Source organism: Treponema bryantii (genome assembly GCF_036492245.1).
Classification (GTDB): domain Bacteria; phylum Spirochaetota; class Spirochaetia; order Treponematales; family Treponemataceae; genus Treponema_D; species Treponema_D bryantii_C.
Window position 1 is genome coordinate 2,445,725 of record NZ_AP025286.1, and the last position, 23,063, is coordinate 2,468,787.

The following is a 23,063-nucleotide window of genomic DNA, read 5'->3' on the forward strand; positions in this document are numbered from 1 at the left end:
TTCAGAAATTATTAAAAGATAAATTTTAACAGTAAAGTTGCAGATCCACCTCGTGCCTCATATTTTCCGGCATAAGTACGGGTCTCTCCTTTAAACAATTTTATTAAATCGTTAATACTGAGAATTGCACGAACAGAAGGAGTTACACGAACAAAACCTTCAGCTCCTACAATCGGAGTTTCAACACTTTCGTTTATAGGTAGTTCAAAGCTTGAGTTCACTCCCCACTTTGTATTTTCTTCCTGTACATTTACAGTAATTTTTACATTCTGTGTATTTTCATCTGCAGGAACATCAATCCAGTTAGAATGCCAGTTTCCGCTTACAGTAAGAATTCCCTTGTGATATGAAACAGAAAAATCAGTAGCAAGTCCCTGGAAATCACCAGTCTCATAACCATAAATCGGTAAGTTTGAATCATAGCCTGGAATCCATCTGCCGTTATCAAAAGCAGTCTGACGATATTCAAAGCCTGCACTACCGGTAAATGAAGTCTTAATTGGAACAGCTATATTCAATTTTCCAAACCATTCAGAAGTCTCAGTTAAATTCCATTGAACTGTTGTAAATTTATAATTTTCTTCAAGTTCAAAAGCCTTAGGCTTAAAGGAATCGATTCCTCCTTCAGCAGCAATTGAAACTCTTCGGTTAGAAAAAGAAACAGGGAACGATGCATCAACACCAACAGTAAAAGGAACAATTACAGATTTCTCCATAACATTCTTTCCAATAACTGCAGCAGCATCTCCATATAACTTTACAAAATCATTTTTCCACTGGAGGTCTACCATAAATTTTACACGATGGCTTTTTAATATCTCTGAGCCATATTCATAATCAATAGTAAAACCTGTATCAAAACCATGACCTGCCCAACGGAATAAGACAGAAGGCTCAAGAGAATAGAAGAAAACATTCTCTATCCATGAAGTTGAAATTTCAGGATATCTGTTATAAAGCCAGGCACCAGCTTCAACACCAATAGAAAAATCATTATCAAAAGTATACGAAAGGTTGCTTTCTGCATTATAAAGGTCGCGGTTAAAAAGTCCGATTTCAGAACTGCCTTCAAATACATTTCCCTGAAGACCATCAGCCGATGATTTATAAAAACCTGATGCAGACCAGTCAACATTATTTTTGTGATATTCTTTTTCCGCACTAAGTTTTGTAGTTCTGTCATTAAAACCATCTGTTACAGAATGATTTGCATAAGCAAGAGCAGATTCATGTTCAAAACTGAATTTAAAAGGACTCGCGCCGACAGTTCTTGCAACAGAAATATTTCCAATAAAGAACAACGGATATCCGCCACCAACAAAACCTTCAGCATAAACAGACTTTTCTACTGGTCTTGATTTTCCTTCTGCGACCTCTGTATTTCCTGAAGTTTCAACCTCTGGAAGTACAGGTTCTACTCCACCACTTCCAGACGGTATCTTTAAAACATCACCAAAATCTGGAAGTGTATCTTCGGCTGCTTTTTCTGTCTCACCAGAAATAACAGTTGTTACTTCCGGTAGTTCAATATTCTGTGCAAACATACCGGAAGCTAAAACTGAAGCAGCTGTCATAACCGCATATAATTTCTTTTTCATTTTATATCTCCATTAGTTACGTGCATCACCGGTAACACGGTCTACACGCTCTGCCTGTATACTCTTTGGATAAAGTTCTTTCAGTAATGCCGCTGTCTCACGAGCGTCACCCTTAAGACCATCTGCTGCAAATGCTTCTGCCGCACCATAAAGTGCAGCTGCAGCCCCTGAACTGTCTTTTACACTTCTATAATATTCTGCAGCCTTAAGATACATTTCTGCTGCCTTTTTATTTTCACCTTTTTTGCGGCTGTACTCAGCAATGAACTCTGCATTATAGGCAGCAGCTGCGCGCTCTTCTGAACCAGTCTGTCGTGCCAGAAGTTTTACTGCAAGTTCATAAGCTTCATTCTGTGTAGACAAACTTTCTGCATACAGACGGACAAGCTCAGTACCAGCGTTACGCCCTGCTGCAGTTCCAGCACCACCAAGTTTATTAAATTCAGTTTCTTTTTCTGCAACACGGCGGTCTGTTCCGCTTACGATTTTTTCGAGTTCTTTGGCACGCTTTCCAATTTCATCATCAGCAGCCTGCTGTGCAAAATCGCGGAGCATAATTCTTGCAACACTCAGTGCCTGAGAATACTCCTCCTGCTTGTAATATGCTTCCAGCAGATTTTTATTTGCACCGTAAGCATAGATACTAGCCGGCCACTTTTGCAGTAAAGTCTTATTTAACATAACGCAGCGGTCGTTTTCTCCAAGTCGAAGCGCACAGTCTGCACAATAGAACATCGCAGCGTCACTGAAACGACCCGAAGCATATTTGTAAACATATTTATTAAAACGTGAATAAGCCTGAGAATAATCTCCTGCCGAATAATAAACCTCGCCTACCCGATACATTGATTCTTCTGCATAACTTGAGCGAGGTAATCCTTCATAAATACGGCGGAACCCTTCATCTGCCTGAGAAATCTTTCCCTGACGTTCATAAAGTTTTGCTGTCATAAAAAGAGACTGAGCAGCAAACTCATCACGGCCATTTGTATATGGAGCGAGCAGCTGAATCGCTGCATCATAATTTCCATAATCTGCAAAAATCTCAGCACTAAGAACAACAGCTTTCTGTTTCTGTTCTCCGTCCTGTGAATAACGAACGAGATTTGCAGCCTGAACAGATGCATTCTTAAAATCTCCGCTCTGCAGCGCAGACTTTACAGCATACTCATAACCGCGCAGCAGATATGGTCCCGGCTCGTCCTGAGTTTCCAAACAATAACGGACAAAAGATGAATATGCATTTTTAAATTCAGCCTGATTATATTCCGCATATCCCTTGTAATATAAAGAAAGCTTTTTAAAGTCCGTGCGGTTAGAGTTCTGTCGGATATACGCCGCAAAACGCTCAGACGCATTATTCCATTTTTTCAGATTTATAAAACACAGTCCTGCAAGATATTCTTTTTCCCCAGCAGCACCTGCATCTGCAATTTTTACAGCCTGGTCATAACGACCGGTTCTAAAGAGCGCAAGTGCATAATCAAAAGACACAGAATTTAGTTTTGCATATTCTGAACAAGCTTCTGAATAACGCCCAAGTTTACAAAGTGCAGAAGCATAAAGTTCACCACAAGAAGAATCAACTTTTTCAAACTGACCTTTCTTATAATAATATGAAGAAACAGCAAACTTGTCTGATGCTGCAGGATTTTTTATTTTTCCATAAACACCAGGAATCTCTTCCCATTTTTCATTCTGCAGCTTACATTGCAAAAGAGTTGAATAGTAAGCATCTGCAGCACCATCTGCAACAGATTTCTTTGCAGCTGATTCAAGACCAGATAATTTTTTTTCTGCTTCAGCAGGATTTCCTTTTTCCAGAAGAAGTTTTGCTTCATACAGATTTTTAAATAATTTCAAATCTGTATTTTCATTTTCTTCATTTATTTCTATTTTGGAAAGATACTCTTCAGTCTTCTCATAATTCTTAGCTTTAAACTCATCAATTGCAAGTCGAATCAAAAAGTCATTTGCAATTGCAGCGGCTTCGTCTCCACCTGCAAGTACACGGCTATATGCTTCATATGCATCCTTATTATTCTTTAAAGCTGCACAGGCATCACCATAATAAAAAAAGAGTTTCATATAAACAGCATTTTCAAAATCATTTTCTGAAAGCTTTTTAAATAAAGCTACAGTTTTTGAAGGATTTCCTGTTTTGTTATAACAGATAAAAAGTTTCTGAAGAACTTCTGAATATTCAGCCGAATCAAAACTGTTTCCGTTTGAAACTACATATTCAAAAAGCGGAATTGCATCCTTGTGTTTTTCCAGTTCATAAAAAGCCCGGCCAGAATAAAGAATGCTGTCCGCATAATAACGCATATCTTTCTGCTTAAGAGAAAGGCTGCAGACAAAATGAAGTTTATCAAGTGCAGCTGAATATTTTTTCTGATTGTAAAAAGCAATCCCCAGAAGATAATTACAGTGAATTATTTCAGATGAACCAGAATGCATTTGAACGAGCGCTGACTCTAAAGCAGTAACAGCCTCGTCAAAACTTTCCATATAAACCAGAGATTCGCCTTTATAGATTAAAGCCGACTGAATCAAAGTTGAATCTGGAAACCTTTTCTGCAGTTTTTCTGCAGCACTCACTGTGCCCGGATAAAAACCATTTTCAAAACTCTGACAAACTTCATTATAGAGTTGAATATCGGTATCTGCATTCTGTGCAAAACAGAATCCTGTAATCAGAAATAAAAATATAGTAATAAATCGTTTCATATTTATAAATTACCGGTGGTTGAGTAATGCAAAGCATCATATCAAAACCACTCTTATCAGTTTTCCGATGGTTTCAATACGGCTTCACCTGGTCAACCATCGGACAGTTTTATTGTGGGAAAAATCTCTCAGACGATTTTACCCTTGTAAGATAAACAAAATCATCAGCATAATAGTAACAGAAATTTTCAAGAGTCATTTCCCGTCCATTCATAAAGACTGTACAGGCAAAGCCTCCGTCATCCTGGAAATATGGGAAAAACGCAACACATTCATTAAAAGCCATTATTTCTGGAGATACAGTTCTGTCAGTTCCTCTGATTGCACCTAAATACAATGTACCAGGTTCTGTTGCCGCAAGCACATAAAGCAGCGAATTCAAAACTGCAACTGTATGGCCGGAGTTTTCAACAAAGGTAACTGTATTTGCAACACCTTTTTCTGTAATTGAAGATGCAAAAGGATTCAGTTTAACATCTACTCCAGACTGATTAAACATGTAAGTTTTTCCTGAATATACAGATACAACTGCAGATGCAAGATTTCTTACCCAGTTGAGAGCAAAGAAAAGATCATATTTCTGAGAGAGCACGCCCTGTCTTCCGTTATCTTTTACGGAAACAGTCTCTTTAATAAGCGGCTCTCTTTTTAGAACTCCGCCAGAAATCGGTTCAACAAGACCGTCTGCAATCCATTTTACAAAACCTGCAGATGACAACAAAAGTTTTTCTTTTGGGAAATCTGTCATTTCTGCTTTTTCAAACTTTTTCCCGTTAGAAATATGTACAAGCTCATGATTTTCATCATACATAGCATCCTGCACATAATAGATTTCAGGCAGTTTTTCATGGATTACAGCACACATCTGTTTCATGCTGTGATATACCTGAGGATCAACTAAAACATAATTCCATGGAAGTTTAGTTTCTGTTATTGTCATTACATCTTCAAAAGATGCTGTGTAGAATTTTTCAAATGACATTCCTGTAGGAACACCGCGAGCAGCATAATTACCAAAAATTACTAAATCTGCAAGGGCAATTTTTCCCTGAGGAGTAAACTGAATGAATACTTCACTGTTTTTTACAAAATAGTAACGGATACGCAGCGGCTTTCCGGTTCTTTTGTCGCGGATAAGCACCCAGCTTCCAGCAACATCTCCAGGGTAAAGCTCCTGCTCCTCGGTATACATTCCTTTATCAGAATATACATTGACTTTGATAAGTGCCCGAGGGGAAACAAAAACATTAAACGTTGTCTCACTTTCTTCCAGACGAATCTGAAATTTCTGGCCGTTATTATTAGCACGGATTTCCGGCTGATTAGAACGAACCTCACTTAAAGGGGCGGTAAACCAGCGTTCTTCAAGTCCCTTTCGGATTTCTGAAGAATCTGGAATACCAAGCCTGTTATAATCCGCAAAAAACGGAACCATAAGACAGATAGCCGTAATCAGACAAAGTAGTTTTTTCAATTTTTCCTCCCCCTCACCAGGCCGGTTAAGCCTTCATTGCTTCACCGGCAGGATCAGTATCGGTTGCCCCCGCTGCAAGACGAATCTCAGCTTTAACGAGAGAACCGTCCGGCATACGAATCATATTATTATCAACTTCATCCGGATGATTTCCAACCGGTGCATTAGAAAGCAGAAGTTTAAGTCTGTTCAACTGGTTAACCTCAGAGCTGCCCGGGTCATAATCGATTGCAGAAATGTTTGCTTCAGGGAAGCGGCGACGCAATTCCTTAATCATACCCTTTCCGGTAACATGGTTAGGAAGACATGCAAACGGCTGAACACAGGCAATACTTGGTGCGCCCTCGTGAATCAACTCAACCATTTCTGCAGTAAGGAACCAGCCCTCACCTGTCATGTTTCCAAGCTGAACGATATCATCAACACCCTTCATCAATTCGTAAATTGAAGATGGAGCTTCGAAACGGCGGCTTCTCTTGAGGTACTTAATCATCTTCTTTCTGTAAAGATCAAGTGCCCAGACAAGCAGTCTCGAAATAATTTCAGATTTGAGAGAGAACTTCAAATCTCTGCGGCGGATAATATCATCAGAGAAAGTATAGAAGAAGAAGTCTGCAAGGTCTGGCATTACACACTCTGCGCCTTCACGTTCAATAGTTTCAACAATCTGATTATTTGCAGTCGGGTGGAATTTTACAAGAATCTCACCTACTACACCAACGCGCGGCTTTTTAATAGGCTTGAGCGGCAGATTGTCAAAGTCGCGGATAATATCCTTCATCAGTTTATTGTAAGCACGGTTAGAAACTCTCTTACTGAAAAGAGCTTCTGCACGCGCATTCCATTTTTCGTAAAGCTGATTAGCACTTCCCGGAACTGCCTCGTAAGGACGTGTACGGTAAAGCACACGCATAAATACATCGCCCACCATAATTGATTTTACAAGATTATCAATCAGAGGGAAATCAATCTTAAAGCCAGGATTCTTTTCAAGCCCAAGAGCAGAAAGAGAAAGAACTGGAATTTGTCCCCAGCCCGCGTCATTCAATGCACGGCGGATAAATCCAATATAGTTTGTAGCACGACATCCACCACCAGTCTGAGTGATAATCAATGCAGTTCTATCAAGATCATATTTTCCACTTTCAAGAGCAGCAATCATCTGACCGGCAACAAGCAGAGACGGATAACATGCATCATTATTTACATACTTAAGACCAGCTTCTACAGCTTTAGGATCTACAGCATCAAGAACTACAAAGTTATAACCGCAGGCAGAAAAAGCCTTCTCCAGAATCTTAAAGTGAATTGGAGACATCTGAGGTCCAATGATTGTATAGTTCTTACGCATTTCTTCTGTGAAGATAACACGGTTATAAGCTGATGACTTAATAACAGGCTTAGCCTTATTGCGGCGACGCTCTTTAACAGCTGCAATAAGAGAACGGATTCGAATACGAACCGCGCCGAGGTTACTTCCTTCATCAATCTTGATAAGAGTATACATGCGGCTCTTAGCACGAAGGATTTCATCTACCTGATCAGCAGTTACGGCGTCGAGACCACAACCAAAGCTTGTAAGCTGAACAAGCTCAAGGCTAGGCATTTCACTTACGAACTGAGCGGCACGATAAAGTCTGTTATGATATACCCACTGGTCAATAATGCGCAGAGGGCGTTCAATATTTCCAAGATGAGCAACAGAGTCTTCTGTAAGAACAGCAAGACCAAGTCCGTTAATCATTTCCGGAATACCATGGTTGATTTCCGGATCAAGGTGATAAGGACGACCGGCAAGTACAATACCGCTACCGCCCTTTGTAATGATTTCTTCGAGAGCTTCTTCACCCTTCTGGCGAACTTCCTCTCGGAATTTTTCCTGTTCTTTCCAAGCTTTATCTACAGCATCAAGAATTGCGTCGCGTGTAAGCTTAGGGAATTTTGGAAGCATTTCCTCGCAAAGACGCTCAGCAAGAGCAGCCTTATCATAAATAGGAAGGAATGGATCCATATAAGTAACAGTAGGATCCTGACGAAGTTCATCAACGTTATTGCGGAGAACTTCAGGATAACTTGTTACAATAGGACAGTTATAATGGTTTCCAGCTCCAGGGTCTTCCTGATATTCATAAGGTGCACATGGATAGAAAATAAACTTAATACCACGCTGCAAAAGAGAAACCACATGACCATGGCTGATTTTTCCAGGATAACATACAGACTCAGAAGGAATTGTCTCAAGACCTTTTTCATAAACTGTACGGCTTGAACGCTGACTCAAAATTACACGGAAGCCAAGTTCATTGAAGAAGGTAAACCACATTGGATAGTTCTCGTACATATTAAGAACACGAGGAATACCAACATCTCCCATAGGAGCATCTTCCGGCTTACGAGGTACATAATTGAAAAGTCTCTTATACTTCCATTCAAAAAGATTTGGAAGTGGACCAGCATCATCACCATCAAGATCTGTATTTTTCTTGTTACTTGCGTCGATTACTTCGCCTTCAATTTCGGCACCCTTTTCACAACGGTTACCGGTAATAAAGGTACGCTTTTCATCTCCAGTAGAGAATGTATTTATAGTAAGAAGACAATTGTTCTGACACTTTCCGCAGCGGCGAAGATCAAGTTCAACATGGAAGTTTTCAAGCTGCTTGAGAGTTGCAATGTGAGAACGTACATCATGTACAGTTCCTTCAGGCTCGCCTGGTTTTGGAGCCATAAGATCCTGCCACTGGTCATAAGCAATAAGAGCAGAACCATAAGCACCCATGAGACCTGCAACATCAGGACGGTAAACATGAACACCTGCAATTTTTTCAAAGGCACGCAGGATAGCATCATTAAAGAAGGTACCACCCTGTACAACTACCTTTTCACCAATATCAGAAGCCTTGCGAAGTTTGATAACTTTGAACAAAGCATTTTTGATTACAGAATAAGAAAGACCTGCAGCGATATCAGCAACAGAAGCACCTTCCTTCTGAGCCTGCTTTACGCGGCTGTTCATAAATACAGTACAGCGTGAACCAAGGTCAACAGGTTTCTGCGCCATAAGGGCAATCTTTCCGAACTCTTTTACGTCCATGCCCATTGTGTTGGCAAAGTTATCCAAGAAGGAACCACAACCAGAAGAGCAGGCTTCGTTAAGCTGAATGCTTACGATAGCACCGTCCTTCATGCGAAGACACTTCATATCCTGTCCACCAATGTCGAGAAGGAACTCAACACCTGGAACAAAGAAGTTTGCAGCGCGGAAGTGAGTGATTGTTTCAACTTCACCAGAGTCTACACCAAGGGCAGCCTGAAAAAGAGCTTCACCGTAACCTGTAGAAACAGCACGGGCAATATATACATCTTCAGGAAGCTTAGCATAAAGGTCTTTCAAAACCTGAACGGCAAGCTCAACAGGATTTCCCTGATTGTGTGCATAGAAATCCCAGATAATGCGACCGTCTTTATCGATAAGACAAGCCTTAGTAGTTGTAGAACCAGAGTCCAGTCCAAGGAATACAGGGCCGTGAGTTTTTGTCAACTCACCGCGTTTAGCCTTCTGCTCTGAATGACGAACTTCAAACTCATCAAGTTCTGCCTGATTTTTGAAAAGCGGTTCAAGACGCTGAACTTCGCTAAGCTCAGCACCAACAAGATTTTTAAGATTTTCGCGGAACTCAGAAATTGTAGGGAACTTAAAGCCCTGAGCAGATTCCTGACCTTCTCCGCCAAATTTTCTCTCTGCACCAAAAGCACAACCGCTGGCAACAAAGAGCTGAGAATCTTCAGGAACAATAATCTCATCATCCTTAAGCTTCAAAGTCTCAACAAAGCGTAAACGAAGCTGATCAAGGAAGTGAAGCGGTCCACCAAGGAATGCAACGTGACCACGAATAGGCTTACCGCAGGCAAGACCGGAAATAGTCTGTGAAACTACAGCCTGGAAAATAGAAGCCGCAATATCCTCGCGGCGTGCACCTTCGTTAATCAAAGGCTGAATATCAGTTTTAGCAAATACACCACAGCGGGCAGCAATAGGATAAATCTGCTGCATACCCTTAGCAAGTTCGTTCAAGCCAGAAGCATCAGTTTCAAGCAAAGCAGCCATCTGATCAATAAAGGCACCAGTACCACCGGCACAAGTACCGTTCATACGCTGCTCAACACCGCCACGGAAATATGTAATCTTAGCATCTTCACCACCAAGTTCAATTACAACATCAGTTTGTGGAATAAGTTTCTTTACAGAAGTAGTAGCGGCAATTACTTCCTGAATGAAAGGAATGTTCAGCCACTGAGAAACAGAAAGACCGCCAGAACCAGTTACCTTAGCAGTAATGGTCCGGCTCTCACCACCTTCAACATTTGCAACAAGAAAATCAAGTGCCTTATTTACAACGGCAATAATTGTGCTTCTTATATCTGCACGGTGACGCTGATAGTCACCGTAAATCAATTTGTCATCATCATCAAGAACTGCAACCTTAACAGTTGTAGAACCAACATCAATACCGAGTCTTATCGGAAGCAAAGTATTTTCGTACATAGTATTGATTTTAACGGTAATCCCCTACTTAGTCAAACCAACAAATATTTCTTTGATTTTCGAGGTGAACTCAGCAGTGTCATTACGAAGCTTAAGCAGGAACGAGTTATCTTCCAGAGGTCCTATAACCTCGTCCATTTCTTTTTCGCTGCGGTAAACCATGTTGCGGTAATAATCTGTATAATCTTTTTCGCGTGAACGCAGAGATGCATTGTAAATATCATAAGCCACAATCGAAACATCATCTGTAATATTTCTATACAAATCTACAGAGAACTCTTCTATCGGCCGTGAATAAAGCTTTTCAAGAAGATAAAGTGCATAACGAACCTTCCACTGTTCATAAGAACATTCACATAGCTTATAGAACTCATGTACATCAGCCCAGTTCTTTACAGTGCCATTCTTAATAGACGCAAAAAGTTCCTGAATCTTATCAGACGGAATAATCTGGCCGCCAACATTTTCCCATTCAGTAAAAAGAGGAAGCCTTCGAATTCCTTCAACAAGTTCGAAGGTAAGTTTTTCCTGATTCAAATCCTGACAGAAACTCATAAGTGTACGGGTTGCAAAATATTTTACAACCTTACGGTAAGTTTTATATGCCTGTGCCGGTTTTACAATTTCAGCACCATATTTTTTCTGGCAGATTGAATCTTCAACAATAAACTCTGCATCCGGATTCTGATGAAGGAAATCTTTTGCAGCCTGATACTGCTCTTCTGGTGTTAATTTCCCTTCTATATACTCATTATTTGTCGACTTCAAATAACCGATAGTCAGCCCGATTATACGTTCAAGCGCATTCATTACTTCCTGCATTGTATCAGGAGCAAGCGGATCTGTTTCGATAAACTGAATTCTTTTTACACGTTTATCGCGCTTAGTAAATTTATCTTTATTTCTGGTGATGGCAAACATATCATACATAAACCACCAGGCAGGAATAATTGTAATTTTTGACGAACCATTACTTCCCGGAGCTACAAGTGCAAAAGGATACGGAATATCAAGTTCATACTGATAACTTCCTTTTGAAACAAGTACAAATGATGCAAAGCGGGAATTATGTTTAAAGTCACTGCAAAGTCCCGGCCAGAAACCTCGTTTTGCAAAAATTTCTCCATCAGGAGAACGGCTGTTATGATTACTTCCAATTGTTGCGCCAGCAGCAATATTACTCTGTCCCATAACTGTAGTTGCAATCAGGAATGAAGAGTTATGATGCTGTTCGTGGAACGGATAAATCAGGTTATTCAAAATTTCACAGCAGGAAACGGTTGAATTGTCACCAAGAACAGAGTTCAAAACACGAGCTCCATACTTTACCTGACAGTTACGGCCCAATACAAAGCGAACGGCAATAGCCTGGTAGAACACTTTACAGCCATAGCCCATAATACCGTTTACCATTTCAACGCCTTCACCAATCTGCGAATGCTCTTCTTCGGAAGAAAGAACAGTTATATTTTTAAGCTTAAAGGCACCTTTTATGTATGCAGCAGGTCCGATTTTTGAATCCTTAATGATACTTACATTTTTAATAACAGCATCGTTTCCAACAGTTCCAAAAGTATTCAGTTCATGAGAAACGCCATACTCTGTAAGTTCAACAAAACGCTTGAGAAGTTCTTCATCATCACGGTAGTGAGACCAGAGATAAGCATCACCAGGAATCATATCTTCAAAAGGAAGAACCTTACGGCCTTCATTTTCGTTAGCGACTCCAATCCAGATTCTGTGTTCTTCCGGCTCCCCTTCTTTCAAAATACCATTACCGAATTTTGCATGATTGGTACAGCTCATCTCATTTATATTGAAGAGAATTACTCTGTCGCCAAGGCGGTAGTTATCCAGATAAAAGACATTGCGGATAACACAAAGTTCCCCAGTTACAACATTACTGAGCTTTGAACGCTGAATACCACATTCAAGACGAAGGTCATTATATTTAAGAACGATTCTTTTAATTTTTCCAAGTACAATAAAACCTGCAAAAAAGGAAAGATGAATAAGAGAAGGATCAAAACCATCATCAGAATCATCAACATAAACATTATTCCAGGAAGGATCTTCATTATGATTCAGATTTTTCTCAAGCACTTCAATTTCAGAAGCTGTGAGATGACGTTTTCCTTTCAGCAGTTCTGCAGGCACAACAAGTGATGCGTAGTCTGCAGCATTTTCAATTTTAACCATATATGTTATCATATATAAGATGATTTTTAAAAGCAACAAGATTCTTACAATTATTTCCCTCGCAACCTGCCTTTTTACTGCAAAAATGTTTGCAACACCGGTAAAATCAGTTCAGGAATACACTCTTGAAAACGGAATGCAGGTTTTTATTCTGGAAGATTCATCAGATGCACAGGTTCACATTGAATATACCTGCCGCGCAGGATTTTCATCACAAACACAGAGCACCTGCGGCTTTTTTAAGCTTTACACAAAACTTGTACAGGCGGCTAATGCAAATCTGACATTTACAGATGTTCAATGCAATGCAGATTCATCACGCTATATTATTGATGTCAGCCCATCCCAGTTGGAAGACACACTTTTTTCCCTTTCAGATGCAGTTTTTTCACCTGATTTTTCTGATGAACTGCTGAAAGCACAGTTAACGGCCCTTAAAAAAGAAGTCAATGATAATAAAGATACAATGTCCTTCTATATAAATGCTGCTATTGATTCACGGGTATTTTCTGAAGCACCATGGAAACATGATTCGGGAATTTATCCTCCGCTATTTAAGAAGACCACAGAAAAAACAGCACGCACAGTAATTAAACAGATTTCAGAACAGTGGTACACTCCAAAAAACAGTGCCGTATTTATCAGCGGAAACCTGAACACCGAACATACAATGCTGATGCTTAGAAACAGTTTTGGCCGTTTTTATTCAAGTTTCAGGACTCCATCAGAAAAACCTTCAAGACCCGTAAATAAGCAGAGAAAATATGTACTGCATTCAAACGAAATCTCTCCAGACCTTACACAGTTAGTCATTCAATATACCCTTTTTGATATGGAACAAAGTGATTTACTTGCTCTTGCAATGGGATACGAAGGCTCACTATTTAAGCAGCAGATTCTAAGTTTTAATGAACTCAACATTCCTGGCGATGAATATATAAATGTTTCTGCAGCACATAAAAAAGACAGCTCACGTCTGATTATTCAAACACTATTACAGCCACCAGAGGATAAGAAAGCTGCAGCTGCAACAAATTCCTTCAAACAGACAGAACTATTCCTCAAACAGCTCGATCTTATTCCTCATATAGTTCGTCCAGAAGAATTCGAATACGCCAAAAATCAGCTTGAATACAGTTTGAATAGAACCGCATCCGTTCCGACCGAGCTGATGCAAACTCTTTCTGAATTCTGGGCATTAGAACCATATTATCAGGGAGACGAAACTGATACAGAAGATTATTCTTCTCAAACTGCCCGCCGTCTCATGGAACGACCACAAAAACTCCATGCAAACACTCTTACAGAAGCTCTTACAAAACTTCAGAGTGAAGCTCCTTTCATTTTTGTTATCATAAACAGTAAAGATTATAAGTTAAACAAAAAGGCTTACACTTCTGCAGGCTTTGAAGAAATCAACGAAAAAAATGCATCCTGGTATGTACAGCAGATTTTTAAGGAAGTTCTGAAGGAAGCTGATACTCAGGATTCTGCAAAATTATATAGCACACAGTCCATTGCCGACGACAACAGTTATTATCAGAAAAACCGTGACACAATTTCAAATTTCACACTGTCAAATGGAATAAAAGTCTACACAAAACAGAATCCCCTTTCTGCACAAACCTCACTCATCCTTTCGATAAATGGCGGAAAATATAATTCTTTTGATGACAACGGCTTTGAAGAAGTTATGATTAACCTGACAGCAGGTTTGATTCAAAAAAAACTCAGAGCTGCACAATCAGAAGGCTTACTGACAGGCGCCTTTTATGTAAGTTCAGAAACAGAACTTTCCACCGGTAAGATAATAGTAGAATTTGACACAGAAGATACAGCAGCTGTCTTAAAAACACTCAGCGATGCAATTGTATATGGAGAAATTGCCCCTGCAGATGCAGACCGCGCAGTTTCTGCACGCAAATACAGAAAACGCCTGGAAAATGGAACAGCATCAAACCAGTTATACAGTGCACTCATAAACCGCATTTACAAAAAAAGCCGACAAACCTCTGTTTTTGAAGCAGAAAAAGAAATTCTTTTAGATACAGATTACACAAAAATCCTTTCAGCCTACCCTGCAATGCTAGATGCATCCAGATACAGCGTAATTATCTGCGGAGCCATTCACGAAAAACTCCAGCCACTTATGGAAGAAACACTCGGACAGCTCGCCCCACAGAAAAATAAGGAAGATTCAGAAGAAAATATAAACATACAAAATCCAGATCTTTCAGCAGCAAAAAATCTAACAATTCAGGTTCGCCACACCTTCCTTACAGACATCCCTGCAGAAAAGGCAGGCCCTCAGCCAGCAGTCCTTATTCCTACAACAGAATTTTTAGACCCGGTAATCTACGCAAACAAAGCCCCGGAACCAGGAACAAAACAGGCAGCACTTTATAATGCACTCTTAAACTATATTGGAATAAAACTCGAAAAAGCTAATCCATCATACAGTGTTATAACACAACTTCCGCGAAGCAATCTTAATATCGGTTCACTTACAATTCAAAATGTAGCACATACAAAAGAACTGGATGCACAGTACAAAAACATCATACAGACAATAAACGACAAGTTGCAGCGCCTTCAGGCAAACCAGACAATCGTACAGGAAATCAAAAACAGCTGGATAACAAAACAAATGAACCAGACAGGCTCAGACACAGGAACCGCTCTCCTACTACAAAAAGGTCTTGAACTCTTTGCACAAGAGGAAAATCAAAATCCTATCTGGTATCTGGAAGAATATAACTACATTCAATCCGCCTCAGCTCAGGATTTTCTTGATATAATGGATTATTTCCCTGTTATTCCAGCTGCAAGAGTTTATTCAAAAGATTCAAATAAATAAACTTCACTAACATACAATTCATATACTAATTTATTTTAAAGCTTTTTTTCTTATCTATATGAAAAAATCTTAATATGGAATATATTATACAATTTTTTTTGTTTAATAGAATAAAAAAAAGACGTTCTCTTACGAGAACGTCTTTTTTTGTTTTTCTAACTTATTGGGTTAGAATTAGAAGTTCATTGTCAACTCAAATGGAACTGAGAATTCAACCTTGTCAGCATCATCGCCCTTTGCAGTGTCGATCTGTGCCCAAATGTTCCATCCCATTGCTCCTACGTTACCCTGAGCTCCAAGTTTGATTGTTGAAGCGAAGTCTTTAGCGAGGAGGTTAGCATCCTTGAAGTATGCATATACTGTAACATCTTCAATCTTGTATGTAACTTTAGCAAGTACTTCGAAGAAGATAGGAGAGATGTCTGCAAGTTCCAAGAAATCTTTTATATCGCTGTCAACTACGATAGCTGGTGCAGCAAATACCTGGAAACCAAATGCATCCATATTTCCTGAAGCATATACTTCTGGGCGAATCCATTCGAAGCTGTCATCCATGAATCCTACAACGTTTACGAACATTGTGATTGGATCGAATGTGTTCTTGTAACCAGCACCGAATTCAACACAAGAAATTGCACCATCTTTTGGCTTACAAATTGCTTTGTATGGAGCTGCAAGAAGTTTTTCCAATGCTTTTCCGAATGTATCTGGATTTGTAGAATTGAGATCCTTATCAAATGATGATCCGTTGAACTTTACGTAAGCACCAATGTTACCAAAGTCAGCAGAGTAAGCACCCTTGATGAAGAACTTTTCGATAGTAGGATCATCAGCATCGTCAGCCTTTGTCAACCAGAATTTTTCGTTTGCTTCGAAACCAATGTCCAATGTGAATCCGTTAACATCTACTGTTGCCAAGAAACCATTTCCACCAAGACCAGTAACTGATTCTGTCCAGTCAATCTGTTCCTTGTTCAATGCAATATCAAAAGTACCAGCAGTGATCTTCAAAGCATCAACTGGCTTGAACCAGATAGTCTGTGTTGTCATTTTTACTTCAGATTTTCCTTTACCGTCTGTAGTAAGCTTAACTGTAGCACCAGCTTTGTCATCAGATACACTGAATGTGATATTTGGGTTTGCATAATCATGGCTGTCGTTGTTTTCTGTTAACAAGCTAAGTGTTTTTTTAGCGTTATACTCAAACAACTTTCCACCAATTTTTGTTGAAGCAGAAACATCTGCTGCAAATACAGAAGTAGCTACTGCTGCTGCTGTCAAAATTCCAACGATTTTTTTCATTTGAAAAAATCCTCCTTTTTATTTGTGGATTTCACAAACCAACGGTTTTTTAGGTGAAATCCTCTTTTTTTTTATAATTCTAACACGCTCTAATAGTGAAGTCAAGAAAAATTATTTTTTTTATTAATAATTATTTTAGCATATAAGAGAAAAACCTTAGGGATTTCTTATATTTTATTTATTTTTGAATTTTTTAACATAATTCACCCTTTTATAAACTTTCACACTATTGTTTAACTGAAATAAATACAGAATTTGTATTTTCCATGAAGTTAGTTTATAATAGAAGAATGTATTCGCGGCAATTTTGTGAACCTCCAGAACAACTGGTGCAAAACGGAAAGGCGCATTTTGGCTCTTTTGATGGAGTCTCTCCTGCAATTGATATACGGGGGATGCGGGCACCTTATGCTGGAGTTCCAGTTCCCTCTATAATATCTAACCTCAGAATAAAAAGCCGGCTGGAATATATTTTTTCGCTTAAGGATTTTATCGGGCTTTGTCAGTTTTATGATTTTAAAATGCTCGGTCTTGGCGAAATAATCTTCTGGAATAAAGAAACCGGCAAAAAATATGTATATCATACAATCATGTCTCCGCGCCGTCGTTTTGTACCGGTGCTTACCACCAGAGGAATCTGCGCCTGCTACAGAAAAGCAAGGTTTATTAAGATTTCCTGGGGACGCCAGCACAAGCATCACGCACTCACCTTTAAGGTAAAAGGAGACAATGCACGCCCAGATGCAGAAGGCTATGTTTATTCTCCTATTCAGGATGATATGCATACAGATGCACTTTTTGTCTGCCCTTCTCCGGCTTCATCACGCTGCAGTGCAACCTGGTTCTCTTCCATGAAAACTATGGGACATATTGCAATCAACGGAGAAGCTTCACAGGATTCACAGGGACTTGGTATGATGATTCTGAATCGTACCTATTTCAAATTTCATTCAAAAAATTCCACAGCGTATGGAATTGGTAATTTAAAGGGTAAAAACATTGTTTTTTATCTAAATACTTCAAATATGGATGCAGCTGCTTCAGATTCTTATAACAGTAATGTGCTTGTTGTTGATGGGAAACAGACTGCACTGCCACCAGTTTATATGACTCATCCTTTTGGGATTGATAAAAGCTGGATTATTCAGGATACAGAAAGCATGATAGATTTAACTTTTACTCCACTTTCTGTAAATTCAAGAACTTTGAATCTTATTGCTTTAAGAACAAATTATTACACCATGTACGGAACCTTTGAAGGTGTATTATTAACTTCTGATGGCGAAAAAATAACTCTTAAAAACTTTCCAGGCCTGCTTCATAAAGGAATGCTCAGGCTTTAGACGGATTCTTCTGGAGGATATATATGGCTGAGAAAATCAACGGAACTGCGGACTGGGCTCCGGGTACTCTGGACAAAACTAGAAAGAACATTGGCGAAATCAGCGATAAAGATGCAGCTGCTATGGCAAAGAAACTGGGCGGTCAGGTGCTTTATGAACGCTCATCAAGTTCAGGCAGCAGCAGCTCAGGAAATAAAGCCGGAAGAATTATGCGTCAGACTACTGGAGGCGGTTCCGGAAGTTCAGGATCTTCTGCAGGCAGTGGATCCGGCGGAATGTCAGGAATGCCTACAGGCAGACGAAGAAAAGAAGATCTTCCTGTAATTTCAAAAAAGGCAGCAACCATCATGGACAAACTGATGATGTCTGCTGAATATAAAATCAAGCCTAACTATGGAATGTTTAATTTCATCCGTTCATTCCAGAAAAACGGAATGGAAAAAATTGTTCCTGATTTTTATACCTATACCATAAAACAGGCAACAGAACATATGGAAGGCTTTATCACTGTAATCAAAACTCTGATTCAGATTGCACCTTCTACTTATAAAGGAAAAATTGCCAGCGGAACAGAATCTAAATTTAAGTTTCTGAGAAATGTTGCCGGCTGGGCTATGCAGCCAATTAAGGTTGAATACATAAATCTTCAGGGAATAAATGAACCACTTCTGGTTGCAGATTTAATTCCTCTTATCCGTGCAATTTATAAACCACTCATCACTGTTTACTATTATGGAAATACAAAAATTCCAAAACTGATTAAAGAGATTTATTCTGATGAAGCAGCTTATCCAGATTCTCCAAAGGACAAGCTTTCTCAATATGCAAAGCAGGCTATTACAGAATGGCTTTATATTGAAACTGAAGTAATCAAAAAACTCTACCCTCTTTTGATGCGCATGTGTTCAGATACTTATGAATCATACCCGACCTTCTTTAATGCAAAGGTTGGAGAAATTTTAAAATTCGTTGGACTTCATAAGTTTGATCTCCTGCTCCCGGAAAAACCAAAGGAGCCTGCACCAGAAGAAAAGAGACCTAAGGTTGCACCTCCGGAAAAGGGAATTAAAGATTCAACCGTAATCACAGGTCTTAAGCTTTTGAATCAGATGTTCCCGGATGCAGGTTTTGACAGACTTGATGAACATCCTGATATGTATCCATACTTCCAGCCTCTCTTCCATTTTAAGGATGGCTTTAATATTCTGTCACCGGAAAACCCTATTCAGGTAATCTGTGTACTTCAACATATTATTGAAGACTGTTTCCAGGGCTGCCGTAACATTACTTTTACAGAACCTGGCGAACAGAAAAAAGGCGCCGACACTATTACGGCAATTATGGATGACTGGTCTGCTTACCGTGAAGACACATTTGAACAGCTTTACTGTGAACCACTCTGTGACCTTGTAAATTCAGTTTACTCTCAGCCGGATTTTGATAAATCTCATATCGGTAAGAAGATGATTACTTCTCTTCTCTGGCAGACTACTTATCACTATATGCCGAACTTTAAGTTTGAACAGCTTCTGCTTGAGCATCCAACAGATGAAAGCAAATATCGTCCGCTTTTCCACAGAACAGATTATGCGCGTAAGTTCCTTACTCTTGTAATCAATGAATGTGATCAGAAAGCTGCTACAAAAGCAACCTGTTCCCTCATTGAAAATCCTTGGGAACACTACAAATTTGATATTCCAAATGAAGTTTCTAAACGTCTTGATGTTCTGCTTGGTGCACAGAATAAAACTTCAAATACTACAGCAAACAATGCAAACCTTTTGAAGTATACTCTGTGTTTTGTAGCTGTTCTTGACTGGTGGATTAATAACCCTGGAAGCCCTGCTTATGCAACAGAACCTATGCACATCTGGCGTGTCTCAGATGCAGATGGAAAACCACAGTTCTCAGTTCCAGAACGCAAAGATCAGAACAAACTGTTTGCCGACGGAATCAGAGCCAGCTATCAGAAAGCTGCGAAATAAGGTACGGAATAGCAGATTCAAAATCCACTCCATACCCGCCTAAAATCGAAGATGCGTTAAAAAATGGGCTGCGACAGCGGGCCATTTTAGCATCATCGATATAAAGGCGCATATAGAACGTTACTCGAGAACGCCTAATCGAACTAAGAGTTTTGGAATCGCAGTCTCAAAATCCACTCCATACCAATTATAATCTTTATGGCTGAGGGTGGCTTTGATTGCTTCAACGACAAAGTCTGCTGCAAGGCGGCAGGCTTTGTCCAAAGACAGTCCGCGGACAACTGCTCCTGTCAGAACGCTTGCAAAAATATCTCCTGTTCCATGAAAGCTCTGCGGCATTTTTTCGTGGAAATACCAGTTTATTTTTTCAGTCTCGGAATCATAGCTTACAATACCGAGTTTTTTATCATCAAAAGAAACACCTTTTAAAACCACTTTGCGGGTTCCAAGTTCTGCCAGTTTTTTTACTAAATCTTCTATATATTCTTTAGTATATCCGTTTTCAACATACGGAATACCAAGCATATAACTTGCTTCTGTTAAATTCGGAACTATTACTTCTGCTTTAGAACAAAGTTTTGCCATAGCCGCAGCGAAATCCTGAGTAAAACCAGAATAAAGAGAACCGTTATCTCCCATACATGGATCTACAATTACGTGAGTGCTGCCGCCACCGAAATCTTTTATGAGATCATACATCAGATCAATCTGTTCAAAGGAGCCCAGATAACCGGTGTAAATTGCATCAAAACTTATTTTTTCCTGCTTCCAGTGAGAAGTAATTGCACTGATATCACTGGTAAGGTCACGGAAGGTAAAGCCTTTAAAGGCAGTATGAGTTGAAAGAACAGCCGTAGGAAGCACGCACGCTTCTACGCCCATAGCAGAAATTACTGGAAGTACAACTGTAAGCGAACACTTTCCTACGCAGGAAATATCCTGAACGGTGATTATACGTTTCATTGTTTGGCCTTTTTAGAATCAGATTTTTTTGTCCGCTTGTCTTCATACATCTTTTCGTCAGCTTTATCAAGTACCACCTGATAACCTTCATTTTTATCAAGCTTTTGAAGACTATATCCTATACTTGCTTCAACAGGAATAGACATTGTTTCATTTGCTGATTCAAGATAACCTCTGAAACGCGAAAGTTTTTCCCTCAACTGATGGTCTGTATAATCACCTACTCCAAGAATCATAAACTCGTCACCACCGCCACGCACACAGATTTCATTTTCATCTGTAATACTGCGAACAGCTTTAGCAACAGTCATAATTCCGTTATCGCCTTCTGAATGTCCGTATTTATCATTACGTTTTTTCAGGCCATCCATATCAATCATAATTGCAAAAATACTTGCATTTTCATCTGCATTTTTGATTTTTGGTAGGAGTGCAAATTCCATACCGCGGCGATTTTTAAGGCCTGTCATTGCATCATGTTCTGCAAGATAGGTTGAACGGTATTTTGTGCGACTCATTTCCAGTGCATTATTTATGTTACGAAGATAATTTCTGAATACTTCTCCGATATGTCCAGGATTACTTAAATCATTTTGAAGTACTGCATAACCAAGGCAAAGTTTTCCAAAATGAATCGGAGCAAAATAATAAACCTGCGGTTCCTTAAAAATATCATTTCTATTTTCTGTAAGAGCTGGCAGCATTTCTTTCTTTGAAAAATAACGTTCCCGGCCATCTCCAAAAAATACATGATGTTCCCAGCCATGATGCTTTGAATTATAATGCGCTGAAATAGCAAGAAGCATTCTGTCACTATAACCATCAAAAATATCATCATCGGTATTAAGCCAGTTTTCATTCAGACAAAGATAAAAACGCTTATACGGCTTAAGCAGATATTTTGTTTCATATATTTTTCCAAGACAGATTTGCGGAGTTTCAGCACCTGTAAGATTTTCTGCCATGTAGCTTTCCTGAAGCATGGTCAAATTGATGTTATCCCAAATGGAATTATCATCGTAATTATATTTGGTGCCGGAGTATTCATTTTTGAAATAAGCCCGTGTATAAGAAAAATCTTCTTCACATCCACAGGAAGCACCAAGCTTAAGTTCTATATCAGAAGTATCAATTCTTTCGTCAATGGAAGCAGCAGGATCTATTATTGAACGCAGATAATCAACAGCTTCTGCACCTGCCTTTGCATGGCTTGGAACAAAGGAAGTAAGCGGCGGTGTATTAACAGCAGCTTCGCGTACAGCGCCAAAGCCGGTAATTATAACATCTTCTGGAACTTTTATATTATTCTTTTGAAGACGATTTATAAGTCCAAGCGCCATATGATCAGAAAGACAAATTACTGCATCTGGAAGATCCAGTTCTCCGGAAATATAACGGTTAGCAAGACGCTCACCACCAAGGTACCAGTAATCTCCACGGAAAATCCGGTTCCTGTCTACAGTAATATTATTCTCAGAAAGCACTTCTAAAATTCCATCCAGGCGCATACTTGTAAGCTGAGAATCATCTGGACCACTCAGAATATCAAAACGACGGCAGTTGTGTTTTTTGATAAGATGCTCAGTTATCCTCTTGAATGGAGTTTTATCATCTGTATAAATAACAGGAAATTCGCCAAATTCTTTATCAAGAGAAACTACAGGTTTAGGGCAATTTTTAAACTGTTCAAGAAGTGTATTATATAGAAAGGTATTATGATCTTCTGTCATTGGAACAGGTGTAATGATAAACCCGTCAAATAAATCAAAATTTATAAGATTATATATATTTAATTCGCCATGAAGGTAGTTTTTATAATAATTACAAACAGAAACAAGCGCAGAAATAACAATAACATCGTAGCCGTATTTCTTACACTGTGAAAAAACACCACTCATAACACGACTCGGATATTCTGTTTCTGGTGAGATTGTAATTAGACCTATTCGCTTTCTCTTCATTACTAAAATTATAACACAGATTCTTTTTTGGAATATAGGAAATTTTATGTACTTTCTGTCTTTTTTTTATTATATTTTATATATAAAGCCGTGTAATACGTCCAC

The 23,063-nt window shown here is 39.2% G+C and carries 11 protein-coding genes; 3 read left to right on the plus strand and 8 right to left on the minus strand.

Features of this window, described 5'->3' with window-relative positions; all coding sequences use genetic code 11:
• Window positions 1-11: 11 nt before the first annotated feature.
• From AABJ44_RS10880 to AABJ44_RS10900, 5 genes are all read right to left on the minus strand, one after another.
• Window positions 12-1,598 (minus strand): hypothetical protein, encoded by a 1,587-nt coding sequence (locus AABJ44_RS10880; protein ID WP_338369081.1) that lies wholly within the window; start codon window positions 1,596-1,598, stop codon window positions 12-14.
• A 12-nt stretch (window positions 1,599-1,610) separates the two neighbouring features.
• Window positions 1,611-4,328 carry a tetratricopeptide repeat protein gene (locus AABJ44_RS10885; protein WP_338369083.1) on the minus strand — a complete coding sequence of 906 codons (2,718 nt, stop codon included), beginning with the start codon at window positions 4,326-4,328 and terminating at the stop codon, window positions 1,611-1,613.
• A 109-nt stretch (window positions 4,329-4,437) separates the two neighbouring features.
• Complete coding sequence (locus AABJ44_RS10890) at window positions 4,438-5,802, minus strand: hypothetical protein (protein WP_338369085.1); 1,365 nt, start codon at window positions 5,800-5,802, stop codon at window positions 4,438-4,440.
• A gap of 25 nt (window positions 5,803-5,827) precedes the next feature.
• Window positions 5,828-10,348: an acyl-CoA dehydratase activase-related protein gene (locus tag AABJ44_RS10895; protein WP_338369087.1), complete on the minus strand. Its 4,521-nt coding sequence runs from the start codon at window positions 10,346-10,348 to the stop codon at window positions 5,828-5,830.
• A gap of 24 nt (window positions 10,349-10,372) precedes the next feature.
• Window positions 10,373-12,547 (minus strand): DUF4954 family protein, encoded by a 2,175-nt coding sequence (locus AABJ44_RS10900; protein WP_338369089.1) that lies wholly within the window; start codon window positions 12,545-12,547, stop codon window positions 10,373-10,375.
• Window positions 12,548-12,566: 19 nt separating this feature from the next.
• On the opposite strand from AABJ44_RS10900, the gene AABJ44_RS10905 reads away from it, so the two are divergent.
• Window positions 12,567-15,404 carry a M16 family metallopeptidase gene (locus tag AABJ44_RS10905; protein ID WP_338369091.1) on the plus strand — a complete coding sequence of 946 codons (2,838 nt, stop codon included), beginning with the start codon at window positions 12,567-12,569 and terminating at the stop codon, window positions 15,402-15,404.
• 174 nt (window positions 15,405-15,578) lie between these two features.
• On the opposite strand, the gene AABJ44_RS10910 is transcribed toward AABJ44_RS10905, so the two are convergent.
• Window positions 15,579-16,706 carry a hypothetical protein gene (locus tag AABJ44_RS10910; RefSeq protein ID WP_338369093.1) on the minus strand — a complete coding sequence of 376 codons (1,128 nt, stop codon included), beginning with the start codon at window positions 16,704-16,706 and terminating at the stop codon, window positions 15,579-15,581.
• A 290-nt stretch (window positions 16,707-16,996) separates the two neighbouring features.
• Here AABJ44_RS10910 and AABJ44_RS10915 point away from each other — a divergent pair, with 290 nt between their 5' ends.
• The gene (locus AABJ44_RS10915; protein WP_338369095.1) at window positions 16,997-18,049 is read left to right on the plus strand and encodes a DUF2804 family protein; all 1,053 of its coding nucleotides are present in this window, start codon (window positions 16,997-16,999) and stop codon (window positions 18,047-18,049) included.
• 23 nt (window positions 18,050-18,072) lie between these two features.
• Complete coding sequence (locus tag AABJ44_RS10920; RefSeq protein WP_338369096.1) at window positions 18,073-20,034, plus strand: hypothetical protein; 1,962 nt, start codon at window positions 18,073-18,075, stop codon at window positions 20,032-20,034.
• A 120-nt stretch (window positions 20,035-20,154) separates the two neighbouring features.
• Here the strand turns inward: AABJ44_RS10920 and AABJ44_RS10925 are convergent, their stop codons facing one another.
• Window positions 20,155-20,997 (minus strand): pyridoxamine kinase, encoded by an 843-nt coding sequence (locus AABJ44_RS10925; protein ID WP_338369099.1) that lies wholly within the window; start codon window positions 20,995-20,997, stop codon window positions 20,155-20,157.
• A complete protein-coding gene (locus AABJ44_RS10930) occupies window positions 20,994-22,958 on the minus strand; it encodes a diguanylate cyclase domain-containing protein (protein ID WP_338369101.1) in 1,965 nt (654 codons plus the stop codon). The genes AABJ44_RS10925 and AABJ44_RS10930 overlap by 4 nt, the downstream gene beginning before the upstream one ends.
• Window positions 22,959-23,063 lie beyond the last annotated feature (105 nt).

Bases quoted from the DNA above. Each gene is read 5' to 3' on its own strand.
- AABJ44_RS10880 (WP_338369081.1), bottom strand. From the start codon at position 1,598: ATGAAAAAGAAATTATATGCGGTTATGACAGCTGCTTCAGTTTTAGCT.
- AABJ44_RS10885 (WP_338369083.1), bottom strand. From the start codon at position 4,328: ATGAAACGATTTATTACTATATTTTTATTTCTGATTACAGGATTCTGT.
- AABJ44_RS10895 (WP_338369087.1), bottom strand. From the start codon at position 10,348: ATGTACGAAAATACTTTGCTTCCGATAAGACTCGGTATTGATGTTGGT.
- AABJ44_RS10900 (WP_338369089.1), bottom strand. From the start codon at position 12,547: ATGGTTAAAATTGAAAATGCTGCAGACTACGCATCACTTGTTGTGCCT.
- AABJ44_RS10905 (WP_338369091.1), top strand. From the start codon at position 12,567: ATGATTTTTAAAAGCAACAAGATTCTTACAATTATTTCCCTCGCAACC.
- AABJ44_RS10910 (WP_338369093.1), bottom strand. From the start codon at position 16,706: ATGAAAAAAATCGTTGGAATTTTGACAGCAGCAGCAGTAGCTACTTCT.
- AABJ44_RS10915 (WP_338369095.1), top strand. From the start codon at position 16,997: ATGTATTCGCGGCAATTTTGTGAACCTCCAGAACAACTGGTGCAAAAC.
- AABJ44_RS10920 (WP_338369096.1), top strand. From the start codon at position 18,073: ATGGCTGAGAAAATCAACGGAACTGCGGACTGGGCTCCGGGTACTCTG.
- AABJ44_RS10925 (WP_338369099.1), bottom strand. From the start codon at position 20,997: ATGAAACGTATAATCACCGTTCAGGATATTTCCTGCGTAGGAAAGTGT.
- AABJ44_RS10930 (WP_338369101.1), bottom strand. From the start codon at position 22,958: ATGAAGAGAAAGCGAATAGGTCTAATTACAATCTCACCAGAAACAGAA.